The sequence below is a fragment of the Spirosoma sp. KNUC1025 genome (assembly GCF_045160025.1).
Classification (GTDB): Bacteria; Bacteroidota; Bacteroidia; order Cytophagales; family Spirosomataceae; genus Spirosoma.
Genome location: NZ_CP087139.1, coordinates 5348487 through 5362723, shown reverse-complemented (window position 1 = coordinate 5362723; position 14237 = coordinate 5348487). Strand labels below are relative to the sequence as shown.

Below are 14237 nucleotides of genomic sequence, written 5' to 3'. Positions count from 1 at the left end.
GCTACTGACTGAATTTCCTTCGGGAATTCAATCCCCTGTTTTCTGAATTATTACGTGCTGACGAACTGATATAGTCGCGATGCTAAACGCTATCATTCATTTTTCCATTCATAACAAACTGATTGTTGGGCTGTTTACACTGGCTCTGGTGATCTGGGGAGGCTGGTCGGCCACGCAATTGCCTATCGACGCCGTTCCCGACATTACCAACAATCAGGTGCAGGTAATTACCAGCAGTCCCTCCCTGGCGGCCGAAGACATCGAACGGCTCGTTACGTTCCCGATCGAGGTCAACCTGGCCAACATACCCGGCCTGATCGAGATTCGGTCGTTTTCCCGGTTTGGCCTCTCGATCGTTACGGTTGTTTTCACCGATGCCACGGATGTGTATTGGGCGCGGCAACAGATCGCTGAGCGGTTGCAGACCGTAACGGGGCAGATTCCCCCCGGTGTCGGTACGCCCACGATGGCTCCGGTTACGACGGGTCTGGGCGAGATTTTTCAATACACGGTTGTCCCCAAAAAAGGGTACGAGTCCCGGTACTCACTCAGCGACCTACGCACCATTCAGGACTGGATAATCCGGCGCGGGCTGCTCGGAACGCCCGGTGTGGCGGATGTGAGTGGGTTCGGTGGGTTGCTGAAGCAGTATGAAATTGCGGTTGACCCAGACCGACTGCGGAGCATGGGAATTACCATCACCGATCTGTTCACGGCGCTTCAGCAAAATAACCAGAATACCGGTGGGGCTTATATCGACAAAAAACCCAATGCGTACTTCATTCGCTCGGATGGCCTGATTGGGTCCACAGAAGACATTGCCAACATCGTTGTACGGCAGAATAACCAACAGTCGACCGGCGGACCGCTACCCGTCCGCGTCCGCGACGTAGCGGATGTACGTACGGGGGCTGCGGTACGCTACGGGGCCGTCACGCGCAACGGTCAGGGCGAGACCGTTGGGGCGGTGGTCATGATGATTAAAGGGGGCAATTCATCGGAGGTGATTAAAGAAGTAAAGGCCAAGATCGCCGAAATTCAAAAAACACTACCCGAAGGCGTACAGATCATTCCGTTTCTGGATCGTACGAAAATGGTGAACAGCGCCATCGGGACCGTCGAGAAAAACCTGCTGGAAGGGGCACTTATTGTCATTTTCGTGCTGGTTCTGCTGCTGGGTAACTGGCGCGCTGGCGTAGTGGTGGCCTCTGTTATTCCGCTGGCGCTGCTGTTTGCCATTTCTATGATGAACCTCTTTGGCGTGTCGGGCAACCTGATGAGCCTGGGCGCTATTGACTTTGGTTTGATTGTCGATGGCGCTGTCATCATCGTTGAAGCTACGCTGCATCATATGCAATTGCGAAAGAGCGAACGGGTGAAAGAGCGAATAGGCAGTTCGCTGCCCGATCACTCACTGGATCAATCCGAAATGGACGATGAAGTGTTTGGGGCAGCCAGTCGGATTCGGTCATCGGCTGCCTTTGGGGAGATTATCATTTTGATTGTATACCTGCCGATTCTGGCGTTGTCAGGCGTGGAGGGTAAGATGTTCCGGCCAATGGCATTGACCGTCGCCTTCGCTATTCTGGGAGCGTTTATTCTGTCGCTAACCTACGTACCGATGATTTCGGCGCTGCTGCTTAGCAAGAAAGTGGAACAGAAAGAAAGCTTCTCCGATAAATTGATGAAGCGCCTTCAGCGAATCTACGAACCAGTATTGTTGTGGTCGTTACGTCATCGCTTGCCGGTGCTGCTCAGTGCCGTTGCCCTGCTTGTGGTCGCCGGGTTTCTGTTCAGCCGAATGGGGGGCGAGTTTATTCCCCAGCTTGACGAGGGCGATTTCGCTGTCGATACGCGTACCCTCACAGGCAGTTCACTGTCCGAAACGGTGGATGCTACGTTGAAAGCCGAACGGATTTTACTGAAGCAGTTTCCGGAAGTTGAGCAGGTTGTGGCGAAAGTGGGTTCCGGCGAAATTCCGACCGATCCGATGCCCATTGAAGCGTCTGATTTGATGGTGATTCTTAAGCCTAAAGACCAATGGACATCGGCCACTACGCGGGATGAACTCGCCAATAAGATGGCCGAAGCGTTATCCGTGGTTCCGGGTGTTACGTTCGGCTTTCAGCAACCCGTTCAGATGCGCTTTAACGAACTCATGACGGGCGCCCGGCAGGATGTAGCCCTGAAAATTTACGGTGATGACCTGAAGCAGCTGGAAGGACTTGCCCGTCAGGTGGGTGGTTTGATCCGGGGTACGGATGGCGCCAAAGACCTTTATGTAGAACAGGTGGCGGGCCTGTCGCAGATTCTGATCAAACTCGACCGGGCACAAATTGCCAAGTATGGCCTGAACGTAACGGACGTTAACCAGACGATCAATACCGCTTTTGCCGGACAGTCGGCGGGACTGGTTTTTGAAGGCGAAAAACGGTTTGATCTGGTCGTCCGACTGGCCGCCGACAAACGGCAGAGCGTAGAAGATGTGCAGAATCTTTACGTTTCCATACCAGCCAGGCCAAACAGTATGGCCCAGCAGATTCCACTTTCGCAGGTGGCGAAGGTGAGCATCGAGCAGGCTCCGAACCAGATTCAGCGCGATAATACCCACCGACGGATTACACTGGGTTTCAATGTGCGGGGGCGCGATGTGGAAAGCATTGTGGCCGAACTACAGCAGAAAGTAAGTCAACGGGTTAAGTTTCCCCCGGCTACTACGTCACATATGGTGGACAGTTTGAAAACCTGGTAGATGCCAAGAAACGGCTGAGCATTGCCGTACCCATTGCCCTCGGACTAATTTTCGCCCTGTTGTTCTTTACGTTCCATTCCGTTCGGCAGAGTCTGCTCATTTTTATGGCGATTCCGATGGCGGCTATTGGGGGCGTGTTTGCGCTGCTGTTACGTGGAATGCCGTTCAGTATTTCGGCGGGTGTTGGTTTCATTGCCTTGTTCGGCGTGTCAGTGTTGAACGGAATTGTATTGATTGCTGAATTCAACCGACTACGCCACGACGATGGCCTGACGGACCTGACCGAAATTATCCGGCGTGGGGCAGAGGTTCGTTTACGGCCTGTGGTCATGACGGCTCTCGTGGCTTCGTTCGGGTTTATTCCAATGGCCCTTTCCAACTCAGCGGGTGCTGAAGTGCAGAAACCGCTGGCTACCGTAGTGATTGGTGGTTTACTGACGGCTACGTTGCTAACGCTGCTTATTCTGCCGATTTTGTACTCGTTGCTTGAGAAAAAGTCCATTGAGCGCGAAGTGAAAGCTGCCAAAAAACAGAGCCCGAAAACCGTGATTACTACGGTTGTTCTGTTGGGGCTATTATCGGTTCAAAGCTGGGCGCAGACACCAACACTCCAGGCCGTTACGTTAGATCAGGCTCTTCAACTGGCAACGAACCAGAACGCTCAGTTGCAACTGGCAAATCTGGGCGTCAGTCAGCAGCAGGCGTTACGTCGAACGGCTTACGATGCCGGACGGTTGTCGGCGATGCTGATGCTGGGGCAGTACAATAGCCGTCGGTTCGATAACAACCTGACCGTTACGCAAACCATTCCAAACCCAACGCTGACACATCGGCTCGCCGAGCTGAATGATCAGACTGTTGCGGGGCGACAGGCTGCCGCGCTCGTCACCCGAAATGAGGTGCGGTATCAGGTCAGGTCGACCTATTATGAACTGGCTTATCTGCAGCAGAAAACCCGGCTGTTTCAGCAGCAGGATACCGTACTGACCGAGTTTGTCAAAGCCGCTACGTTACGGCTTCGGGTAGGAGAGACGGGCAATCTGGAGAAAGCCACTGCCGAAAGCCAACTGGCTGACCAGCGTGCCCGGCTCGCACAAAATCGGGCAAATCAGATAGCCGCCCAGGCGAGGCTCCAAACGCTGCTTTTTCGCACAGAACCTGTAACAATAACGGAGCAGGCTTTGCCGAAACTGGCACTCCTTTTACCAACGGACAGCACCGCTCTGGCGCAAAATCCGCTGTTGCAGCAACTGCAGCAGCAAATCCGGGTGTCGCAGCAGACCCGGCTCGTGGAGCAGGCCCGGCTAAAACCGGATTTCCTGGTCGGCCTGTTCTCGCAAACGCTCGTCGGTAATCAGTTGATCGACGGTCAGGAGCTGTATTTCGGGCCAGGTTACCGATTCAATGGTGGCCAGATTGGCCTTACGTTCCCCTTGTTTGGTGGTGCACAACGGGCACGGGTTGAATCGGCCCGGATTGGCGAGCAACTGGCCCAGACGGAATTACAAACCCAACGATTTGCGCTGAATCAACAGGTCAGTCAGGCCATTGCCCAGTTCAATCAATACAGTGAAGCTCTAACGTATTACGAGCAAAATGGTCTGGCGCAGGCACAGGTGATTCAGTCACAGGCTCGTCGGGCGTTCAGTAGCGGTGATATCGGCTATGTCGAATTCTCGCTGGCACTGCAACAGGCGCTCACGATCCGGATAAACTACCTCGATCTGCTGCATCAGTACGATCAATCTGTTCTGTATATCAATTATTTAGCAGGAAACCCGTAACTGACTTTTTGAATATCAATCCTTTATGGTTACTCGAATCACTTTTCGTATTTACTGGCAACTGGCGCTCTGGCTTTGTGGCGGATGCCTTTCTGTTACGTCCTGCCAATCGGGTGAACAGACCCGTTCCGAAACGGAAAATTTAAACCAGACCGCACCGGCCGACTCGACCCCAAAAAAGGCCGACGAGCCCGTACGTATATCGCTTACACAGGCACAGTACGACGTAGCGGGCATACAACTCGGGCAGCCAGCTTCGCGCGTCATGCACACGACGCTGAAGGTCAACGGCGTACTCGACGTACCGGCGCAGAACGAAGTATCGGTATCGGTGCCGGTGGGCGGATACATTCGTCAGATCAATCTTGAGCCCGGCATGCGCATTCGGAAAGGGCAGACGCTGGTGGTTCTCGAAAATCCGGAATACATACAGCTTCAGCAGGATTACCTGGATACCAAAGCTAAACTGGAATATGCCGATCTGGAGTTTGCCCGTCAGCAGGAGCTGAGTCGCGACAATGTGAGTGCCCTGAAAGTATTTCAGCAGACAAGAGCCAACCGGCAAAGTTTACAGGCGCAGCTGGCGGGGCTAAATCAGCGGTTGATGATGCTACGTATCAATCCCGCTACGCTTACCCCCGACCACTTAACCCGAACCATTAGCGTGCCTTCGCCGGTATCGGGTTTTGTGACCGATGTGCCGGTCAACAACGGGCGGTTCGTTAATCCTGCCGATGTACTGGTACAACTGACCGATATCAGTCATTTACACGTTCGACTGAGCATTTTTGAGAAGGATATCAGCCGGATTCATTCGGGGCAGAGCATACGTTTCGCGATGGGAGCCGACGCCAGCGCAAATGATGCGCAGATGCCCCATAAAGGCGAGATTTTTCTGATCGGCAAGTCCATCGCGGCCGACCGTACGATTTCCGTACTGGCTCATCCGGATGGCTACTCCAGCGACTATATACCGGGGGGCTACGTATCGGCGCAGGTCGCTGTGAATACGCAGCCGCTGCTGGCATTGCCTGAGGCAGCCGTGGTCAGTTTTGGTGGCAAACCCTACATCTATGTGCTGGAACAAAAGCAGCAAAATCCGGCTACGTATCAGTTCCGGCAGATTGAGGTGAAAACCGGCATTCGGGAAAGCGGTTACGTAGCCGTCATAATCCCCGATGCGATTGATCTGACCAAAACACCAGTTGTCGTTCAGGGAGCCTATAGTTTGTTATCCAAGCTCAACAATAGTGAAGAAGAATAAAAGTGGAACGCTTATAACCGATTTTACCCGATGCTGTTAAACCGACAAATGAGCCCTGATGGACAGTTCGATCCATCTTCAGCTGACAAACACATACGGATTCCGGCTCACCTGGGTTACAGGGTAGGTCCGAAAGGTGGGTATATTCTGTGGGATAAGCGAACGAGTAATGGCAACGACGGCCAGGAATGGTATGCATCTTACCGGGAAAAGAAGAAATACAACCTGCTGAGACCTTAGCCTATTTCGCTATAGTGATGTGGCTTTATTTTAAACAACCCTAAGTTCTGGCAGTTCTGGTTTAAAAGAATTTATTCCGGAACGTTATGACCTTAATCGCCGAAGCTCCTCCGCTGGGAAAGCAATCATCATTGCCACCTGTGCACACCGTTACGCTGACTGTCAACGGTACCGAAACCCAACTACAACTGGCCCCCTGGACCAGCCTGCTCGACGCCCTGCGCGAGTATATGGACCTTACCGGAACCAAAAAAGGCTGTGATCACGGCCAATGTGGTGCCTGCACAGTTCTGGTGAACGGAAAACGAATCAATTCGTGTATGACCCTGGCGATTATGCAGGAAGGCAATGAAATCACGACTATTGAGGGCGTAGGCACGGATTCGCCGGATGGATTGCATCCACTTCAAAAAGCTTTTATCGACTACGACGCTTTTCAGTGTGGCTACTGTACACCGGGGCAAATCTGCTCAGCCGTGGGTTTGCTCAACGAAGGACACGCTAAAACGACCGATGACATCCGGGAACTGATGAGCGGAAACATTTGCCGTTGTGGGGCTTACACCAACATTGTGGTAGCCATTGAAGAAGTAATGAACCAGCAATCTGTATGAACAGCTTCACCTATACCCGAGCCGATGCCATTGACGTAGCCGTCGATGAGCGGGCATCCGAAAAAACGGCCAAATTCATCGCGGGCGGTACGAATCTGATCGACCTGATGAAAGAAAACGTGGAGCGTCCCACGCGGCTGATCGACATTACGCGCTTGCCCATGACATCCATCACCGAAACAGTTGACGGTGGTTTACGCCTGGGCGCACTCGTTACCAATGCCGATACGGCTTATGATAAGCGGGTGGTTAAGCGATATCCGCTTCTGTCACAGGCCATTCTGGCGGGCGCTTCTCCTCAGCTACGTAATATGGCGACTGATGGCGGAAACCTGATGCAGCGAACGCGTTGCTATTATTTCTACGATCTGGCTACGCCCTGCAACAAGCGAGAACCCGGTTCTGGTTGTTCGGCGATCAACGGATTCAACCGAATTCATGCCATTCTGGGTACCCGGATGTCTGATGGCGATGGCCAACTGGCGGAGCCTCAGTGTATTGCTACACATCCGTCGGATATGTGTGTGGCGCTGGCTGCACTGGATGCGGTAGTCCGGGTGACCGGAAAAAACGGCGAACGGGCTATTCCTTTTGCTGACTTTCATAAACTGCCCGGTAATACGCCCCATGTCGATAATACGCTGGAGCCTGATGAACTCATCACTTCCATCGATCTACCAGCTAATGGCTTCCCCAAATACCATATGTATCTCAAACTTCGCGACCGGGCATCCTACGCGTTTGCGCTGGTATCGGTTGCTGTGGCGTTAGAGATCGAGAACAAAACCATTACAAATGCCCGAATCGCGTTGGGGGGCGTAGCGCATAAACCCTGGCGGAAGCCCGAGGCTGAAGCGCTGCTGGTTGGTAAGCCTGCTACCAAAGAAAATTTTCAGGCGGTTGCCGAAAGCTTATTGACTGGTGCGCAGGGATATGGTCATAACACATTCAAAATCGAACTGGCTAAGCGTGCTATTGTACGGGCATTAGGCCAGGCCGCTAAACTCGAACCAACCGCATGACGAACGCAATCGGAAAACCAATCAGCCGCGTTGATGGCCGCGATAAAGTAACCGGAAAAGCAAAATATGCCGGGGAGTTTAACGTACCGAATCTGGCATATGGCTATGTCGTGTCGAGTACGATAGCGAAAGGGAAGATTACAAACATCGATGCGAGTGAAGCTTTAGGCCTGGATGGCGTTTTGCAGGTATTTACGCATGAAAATCGCCCTAAAATCGCTCGCTTCGACATTAGCTATAAAGATCAGGACCCGCCACCAGGTTCGCCATTTCGGCCGCTGGATGATGCTAAAATCATGTACAGTGGTCAACCGGTAGCACTGGTGGTAGCGGAGACGTTTGAAGTAGCCCGATATGCTGCTTCCTTAATCCGGATCACCTACCAGGAAGATGCACACGAAACCGATTTGGAAACCAATCTGCACCGGGCTCGTGAGCAGAAGCATGGTATTGCCGACCTGCTGAAACCCCCACCACCCAAACCCCGCGGCAACTTTGAGCAGGTTTACGCTGAAGCGCCGGCCAAAGTGAATGGTCGATACATCCATGCGCCGGAGCACCATAACCCGATGGAGCTGTTTACCAGTACGGTTGTGTATGAAAAAGGAGGGAAAGATGGCAAGCGATCTGATGTCCAGCTGACCATTTATGACAAAACGCAGGGCGTAACCAGCAGTATCTGGTACGTATCGAATGTATTCGACATTCCCCTGAAAAATATTCGTGTGGTTTCCCCTTATATGGGCGGTGGGTTTGGCTCAGGGCTACGTCCGCAATATCAGTTATTTATGGCTGTTATGGCCTCCGTGGACCTGAAACGGTCGGTACGGGTGACGCTCACCCGTCAGCAGATGTTTACGTTTGGACATCGACCCGCTACGGTGCAGAATGTAGCCATCGGCGCCCTTCCCGACGGCACCATGAACGCGCTCTATCACGATGCTGTGGGCGAAACCTCGCGATTTGAAGACTATACCGAGAACGTAGTTACCTGGGGCGGAATGCTTTATCCACCCGAGAACGTAACTATGAAATACAACCTGGTACCTCTGGATGTGTATACCCCGCTGGATATGCGGGCACCGGGGGGCGTAACAGGCATGTCGGCACTGGAAATAGCCGTCGATGAACTGGCGTACGAGCTTGGCATGGACCCCCTTGAGTTGCGTCTGAAAAATTATACGGATCAGGATTTTAACAAAGGCAAGCCTTATTCCAGCAAGGAACTTCGGGAGTGCTTCCGGCAGGGGGCTGAGCGATTTGGCTGGTCGAAACGTAATCCCGAACCTCGCTCCATGCGAAAGGATCATAATTTGATTGGCTGGGGCATGGCAACGGGCATCTGGGAAGCCAATATGCTGGGTGCCCGCGCCGAAGCTGCGTTGCTCGTCAACGGTAAGTTATGGGTAAGTAGCGCCACCGCCGATATTGGGACGGGTACGTATACGATCATGACGCAGATAGCCGCCGATACGCTCGGTATGCCCGTTGAAGACGTACTGTTCAAACTGGGCGATACCGATTTCCCGATAGCGCCAATCTCGGGCGGCTCGTGGACGGCTGCTACGGTCGGTTCGGCGGTGCAGGCGGCCTGTGAGGAGGTCGGAAAGTCGCTACTCAAGCTGGCCAAAAAAATGCCGGGTTCGCCCTTTAAGAATGCTAAATGGGAGGATGTCGAGTTTGCGGATAAGTATCTGCGTTTGAAAAAGGACCCATCGGCTGAGGTTTCACTGATGACCCTCGTTGCTCAGAATGGCGGGCGAGCTGTTCGCGAAACATCGGGTGCGTTGCCCAATGCACTCAAGCAAAAGGATTATGCACGTAGCGTTCATGCTGCCGCTTTCGTCGAAGTGATGGTCGATGAAGAGCTCGGCACAGTGAAGGTAACCCGGGCAGTCAGTGCAGTTGCCGCTGGTCGTATTTTAAACCCCAAAACGGCTCGCAGTCAGATTCTGGGTGGTATGGTCTGGGGAATCAGTAAGGCACTTCATGAAGAAAGTGTGCTCGACCACAACTTCGGTCGGTTTATGAATCATAACCTGGCTGAATACCACGTATCGGTGAACGCCGATATCCACGAGCTCGACGTTATTTTCGTAGAAGAACACGACAGCATCGTCAACAAGCTTGGCGTAAAAGGAGTGGGAGAAATTGGTATTGTGGGTATGCCGGCCGCCGTTGCCAATGCTATTTTTCATGCTACTGGCAAGCGTGTTCGGGATTTGCCCATTACGCTGGATAAATTGCTCTAACAGGCAGAGGCTAGGTTTAGAACGAGTGGTCTTTTCCATAGGGAATTCGCCTTGGAAAAGACCACTCGTTCGTTATATTTTAAATAAACTAAACCAATCTGTAATGTGATTTGCGTACTTAAACGGAGTGTCTGATATTGTGCTTGTGGGTTTTATAGTGGTATGTGGTGTCGGTTTTAAGAAACCGACACCACATACCACGCTACGTTGCTGCCAGAAGTATCAGTCAACTAACGATTAAGCGGTACTTTTGCCGGGTATGCGTTATTTCGTTGAATTATCCTATCGAGGCACACAGTATCGGGGCTGGCAGACACAGGCGGATGGAGTCAGTATTCAGGCGACAATCGAAGCAGCTCTGACACAACGGATTGGAAAGTCGATTCATATCGTCGGAAGCGGACGTACAGATGCCGGTGTTCATGCCCGGCAGCAGTTTGCCCATTTTGATCTGGACGTGCCGCTGGCGCTCACCGAAGCTTTTATTTACTCCCTCAATTGCATCCTGCCCGAAGACATTGCTATCCACGGCATATTTCCGGTATCGCCCAATGACCACGCTCGCTTTTCGGCCATTTATCGGTATTACCAGTACCATATCAGTCGCCAGAAAGATGTTTTTCAGCATGGCCTGACGTATCATTTCCGGCCACTCCTCAACGTGGACCGGATGAACGAAGCCTGTCGGATTCTGTTGCAACACACCAATTTTCAAAGCTTTGCCAAAGCCAGGGCCGACGTAACAAATTTTCACTGTCGGCTCGATTTCGCGTACTGGGCGTATACAAACAATGATTGCCTGACGTTTCATATTAAAGCCAACCGGTTCCTGTGGGGAATGGTCCGTACCCTTGTCGGAACGATGCTCGATATTGGGCAGGGCCGTCTGGAACTGGACCGCTTAGAGCCGATTATTCTGGCTCACGACCGTAACGCAGCAGGTCGGGCCGCACCGGCCAACGGGCTGTATCTGGTGGAGGTCGGTTATCCGGCGGAGGTGTTGGTGGCGAGGAATAGCAGGGGGCAGGGAGCACGGGGCGGGGAATAGGGAGTTACGAGGGGTTTTACGAATATTGTACTATTTTTTCTCTCTGACTATACCATGCCCCCCTGCTATTCCGTGCCCCATGCCCCACGCTCCTGGCTCCCACGCTTCGTAGATATGCTAAATTTTGTTAAATTCGGCCGTTGGCAGGTGGAATCCATTATTTTTGTCTCATAACACGAACCCCTGAATGGCTCGTACAAAAAAGAAAGTAGGTGCGTACCCGAGTGGTATAATTTTATTCAGTTTAACGCTGGCTTTGTTTTTGATCGGTTTTTGTGGATTACTGGCTATCCAGTCCAAACAACTGGTGACCTACATCCGGGAGAACTATGAAGTTCGGGTTTTTCTGGATAAAGGACTAAGTTCCAAGAAAGTAGGTGCCCTATATCGTACATTGGCCGATCAGCCTTATGTGCTGACTACCAAGGGCGATCCGCAGATTACGCTGGTTACGAAAGATGAAGCAGCCAAAGAGTTTATTAAAGAGACGAAAGAAGATTTTTCGAAATTTCTGGGTGAAAACCCGCTGCGCGACAGCTATCGAATAAAGCTCAACGAAGCGTATTTCGACGAAGCCAAGCTGCAGGAAGTTAAGCAGGATCTGGAGCAAATCAATGGCGTGTTTGAAGTAGTTTATCAGGAAAACCTGGTCGACAATATCAACCGGAATATTACCAGAATATACATCATCATGTCGGCTTTCGCTCTGGCGCTGCTGCTGATTATTGTCGTTCTGATGAACAATACCATTCGGATAGCTATTCATTCCCAACGGCTTCTGATACGTAGCATGCAGTTGGTGGGCGCTACGAATGGATTTATTACCCGGCCATTTTTGGGCCGGGGTATGTGGCAGGGTTTTCTGGCAGGTGTCATCGCCATTATACTGCTGCTGGTTGGCTGGGAAGTAGCCAAACATAACCTGCCTGAACTGGGGGCTTTTCAGGATATTGAAAAAATTATTGCCCTGATGCTCGGTCTGTTGGGGCTTGGTGTTCTGATTGGTTTTTTAAGTACGTTCCAAGCTGTAAAACGGTATCTGGGGCTGACATTGGACGAGCTTCATTGATAGGTAAACGATCATCATCAATGGTGGATAATGGCTGATCAGAATGAATATAATTGGTCTCCCGCTGAGCCATTATTCATTTTACATTGTTCATTAGACATTAGATAACACAAAGGACATGGCAAAAGATAAACAATATAGTCCAGCTACGCTGACTCGTGAAGAACCCGCCAAGAAAGCGACGGTAAGTTCACCGGCAGCACCTAAAATTGCGCCAATACGGTCGACGGTGGCAGAGCCGGTTCATCCAACCACATCAGCCGCCTTACCCTTTGGCCGGAAGAATTACACCTTAATGCTGATTGGTATTGGTGTTATTCTGGCAGGGTTCTTCATTATGAGCCTGGATAAAGAAGAGTTTGGCTTTGGCTTTCTTGGCCTGACCCTCGGCCCGATTGTGGTGATGAGTGGCTTCGTTCTTGAATTCTTCGCCATTCTTGCCCGGCCCAAAGCTTAAAAAAGTTATATAGTTATAAAGCAGGTCCGCCGTAGCGATTATAGCGTTGTAAAGTTTTCTATTGGTAACTTTGCAGCACTACAACCGCTACGGCGAACTGTTTTACTACTGTACAACCTTCTAAATGGAATTAATTCACGCGATTGCGCTGGCGATCATTGAGGGTCTGACCGAATTTCTCCCGGTTTCCTCAACGGGCCACATGATTATCTACTCTTCATTGGCGGGTATTGCCGGAAACGAATTCACGAAACTCTATACGGTCGATATTCAATTTGGGTGCATCATATCGGTTCTGGTGCTTTACCACCGTCGTTTTTTGGTTAACCGTACCGCCGACTACGTAGCGCCTGGCTACCTCAAATCGGTGCCACCCCCACTGCAGCCTATGGTGGATTTTTACAGTAAACTTCTGATTGCTTTTCTTCCGGCTGCGGTGATTGGCTTTCTGTTGAACGATTTTATCGATTCGCTTCTCGAAAACGTAGTGGTCGTTGCCGTTTCACTGCTGCTCGGCGGAATTGTGCTGGTATTCATCGACCGCATTGTGAATCGCCAGCCGAAAGATGGCGACGTAACTGTGCCTGATGCCTTACGGATTGGTTTCTTTCAGTGCATTGCCATGATTCCGGGCGTGTCGAGGTCGGCGGCTACCATCATTGGCGGTATGTTTCAGGGACTTACCCGCGCTCAGGCAGCAGAATTCTCGTTTTTTCTGGCTGTACCGACCATGGCGGCAGCTTCGGGATATAAGTTGCTGAAAACGTATAAGCTGCTTCAGCCGGCCGATTATCAGACTCTGCTTCTGGGCAATGCCATTGCCTTTGTCGTCGGCCTGCTGGCCATCCGCGGGTTTGTCGGCTTTCTGAATCGCTATGGGTTCAAAGTTTTTGGCTATTATCGGATTGCGCTGGGACTGCTTCTTCTGGGTCTGGTTGCGGCAGGAGTGAAATTAGACGTACTATAACTTGGAACAACAGACTCCCGATCCCGGTCAGGTCATCTTAATCGATAAACCGCTTACCTGGACATCGTTCGACGTAGCGAACAAGCTGAAATACGCCTGTAAATTCAAGAAAATCGGTCATGCAGGTACGCTCGATCCACTGGCTACGGGGCTATTGATTTTGTGCACTGGTAAAATGACCAAGCAGATTGATCAGTATCAGGCGCAGGAAAAAGAATATACGGGTACACTGGTCCTTGGCAAAACGACCCCCTCCGTCGATCTGGAAACTGCTTTCGATGCCGAGTTTGATACGTCGGCTATTCATCCGGAGCAGATACAGGAAGCTGCTAGTCAGCTGACCGGCGATATTCTGCAGGTGCCGCCTATTTATTCGGCAGTTCGAGTAAATGGTGAGCGACTCTACGAAAAAGCCAGACGAGGTGAAACGGCCGACCGGATTGAAGGTGGCATAAAAGCGCGTCAGGTCACCGTATCTATTTTTGAGGTGAATGTCGACCGGTTTCCGGAAATCGATTTTCGTATTGTGTGTTCCAAAGGCACGTATATTCGCAGCTTGGTACGGGATTTGGGACTGCTGCTGAACAACGGCGCTTATATGAGTAGCCTGCGCCGGACACGTATTGGCGATTTTCGGGTCGAAGACGCCCATACCATTGACCGTTTTATTGACATGTGTCGGGAGAAGTCGGCAGTTGATAGCCAGGTGTCGTCAGGGAATTTGTAAAAGACGACCACTTACTATTGACGATCGGACTATCAACTGAT

The 14237-nt window shown here is 51.6% G+C and carries 10 protein-coding genes and 1 pseudogene; all 11 read left to right on the top strand.

Going from position 1 to position 14237, the window contains the following annotated elements; translation table 11 throughout:
• Nucleotides 1–79: 79 nt before the first annotated feature.
• The 11 genes and pseudogenes from LN737_RS23435 (at nt 80) to truB (ending at nt 14196) form a co-directional block, all read left to right on the top strand.
• Nucleotides 80–4536 (top strand): annotated as a pseudogene (locus LN737_RS23435) (CusA/CzcA family heavy metal efflux RND transporter).
• A gap of 25 nt (nt 4537–4561) precedes the next feature.
• The gene (locus LN737_RS23430; protein WP_405512484.1) at nt 4562–5800 is read left to right on the top strand and encodes an efflux RND transporter periplasmic adaptor subunit; all 1239 of its coding nucleotides are present in this window, start codon (nt 4562–4564) and stop codon (nt 5798–5800) included.
• 30 nt (nt 5801–5830) lie between these two features.
• Nucleotides 5831–6040 (top strand): hypothetical protein, encoded by a 210-nt coding sequence (locus LN737_RS23425; protein ID WP_405512482.1) that lies wholly within the window; start codon nt 5831–5833, stop codon nt 6038–6040.
• Nucleotides 6041–6126: 86 nt separating this feature from the next.
• On the top strand, nt 6127–6654 hold the full coding sequence (locus LN737_RS23420) for a (2Fe-2S)-binding protein (RefSeq protein ID WP_405512480.1): 528 nt from the start codon (nt 6127–6129) through the stop codon (nt 6652–6654).
• The gene (locus LN737_RS23415) at nt 6651–7676 is read left to right on the top strand and encodes a xanthine dehydrogenase family protein subunit M (protein WP_405512478.1); all 1026 of its coding nucleotides are present in this window, start codon (nt 6651–6653) and stop codon (nt 7674–7676) included. Before LN737_RS23420 ends, LN737_RS23415 begins: the two co-directional genes overlap by 4 nt.
• Nucleotides 7673–9928, top strand: coding sequence for a xanthine dehydrogenase family protein molybdopterin-binding subunit (locus tag LN737_RS23410; protein WP_405512476.1), 2256 nt, complete (start codon nt 7673–7675; stop codon nt 9926–9928). Before LN737_RS23415 ends, LN737_RS23410 begins: the two co-directional genes overlap by 4 nt.
• A gap of 259 nt (nt 9929–10187) precedes the next feature.
• Nucleotides 10188–10976 (top strand): tRNA pseudouridine(38-40) synthase TruA, encoded by a 789-nt coding sequence (gene truA / locus LN737_RS23405; protein WP_405512474.1) that lies wholly within the window; start codon nt 10188–10190, stop codon nt 10974–10976.
• Between the two features lie 187 nt (nt 10977–11163).
• Complete coding sequence (locus tag LN737_RS23400) at nt 11164–12045, top strand: ABC transporter permease (RefSeq protein ID WP_405512472.1); 882 nt, start codon at nt 11164–11166, stop codon at nt 12043–12045.
• A 118-nt stretch (nt 12046–12163) separates the two neighbouring features.
• A complete protein-coding gene (locus tag LN737_RS23395; protein WP_405512470.1) occupies nt 12164–12502 on the top strand; it encodes a DUF3098 domain-containing protein in 339 nt (112 codons plus the stop codon).
• Between the two features lie 124 nt (nt 12503–12626).
• Complete coding sequence (locus tag LN737_RS23390) at nt 12627–13469, top strand: undecaprenyl-diphosphate phosphatase (protein WP_405512468.1); 843 nt, start codon at nt 12627–12629, stop codon at nt 13467–13469.
• A 1-nt stretch (nt 13470) separates the two neighbouring features.
• Nucleotides 13471–14196 carry a tRNA pseudouridine(55) synthase TruB gene (gene truB, locus LN737_RS23385; RefSeq protein ID WP_405512466.1) on the top strand — a complete coding sequence of 242 codons (726 nt, stop codon included), beginning with the start codon at nt 13471–13473 and terminating at the stop codon, nt 14194–14196.
• Nucleotides 14197–14237: the final 41 nt, after the last annotated feature.

What these genes read in the sequence shown, in the direction of transcription:
- LN737_RS23410 (WP_405512476.1), top strand. Translation starts at nt 7,673, where the DNA reads ATGACGAACGCAATCGGAAAACCAATCAGCCGCGTTGATGGCCGCGAT.
- LN737_RS23395 (WP_405512470.1), top strand. Translation starts at nt 12,164, where the DNA reads ATGGCAAAAGATAAACAATATAGTCCAGCTACGCTGACTCGTGAAGAA.
- LN737_RS23430 (WP_405512484.1), top strand. Translation starts at nt 4,562, where the DNA reads ATGGTTACTCGAATCACTTTTCGTATTTACTGGCAACTGGCGCTCTGG.
- LN737_RS23415 (WP_405512478.1), top strand. Translation starts at nt 6,651, where the DNA reads ATGAACAGCTTCACCTATACCCGAGCCGATGCCATTGACGTAGCCGTC.
- LN737_RS23390 (WP_405512468.1), top strand. Translation starts at nt 12,627, where the DNA reads ATGGAATTAATTCACGCGATTGCGCTGGCGATCATTGAGGGTCTGACC.
- LN737_RS23420 (WP_405512480.1), top strand. Translation starts at nt 6,127, where the DNA reads ATGACCTTAATCGCCGAAGCTCCTCCGCTGGGAAAGCAATCATCATTG.
- truA (WP_405512474.1), top strand. Translation starts at nt 10,188, where the DNA reads ATGCGTTATTTCGTTGAATTATCCTATCGAGGCACACAGTATCGGGGC.
- LN737_RS23400 (WP_405512472.1), top strand. Translation starts at nt 11,164, where the DNA reads ATGGCTCGTACAAAAAAGAAAGTAGGTGCGTACCCGAGTGGTATAATT.
- LN737_RS23425 (WP_405512482.1), top strand. Translation starts at nt 5,831, where the DNA reads ATGCTGTTAAACCGACAAATGAGCCCTGATGGACAGTTCGATCCATCT.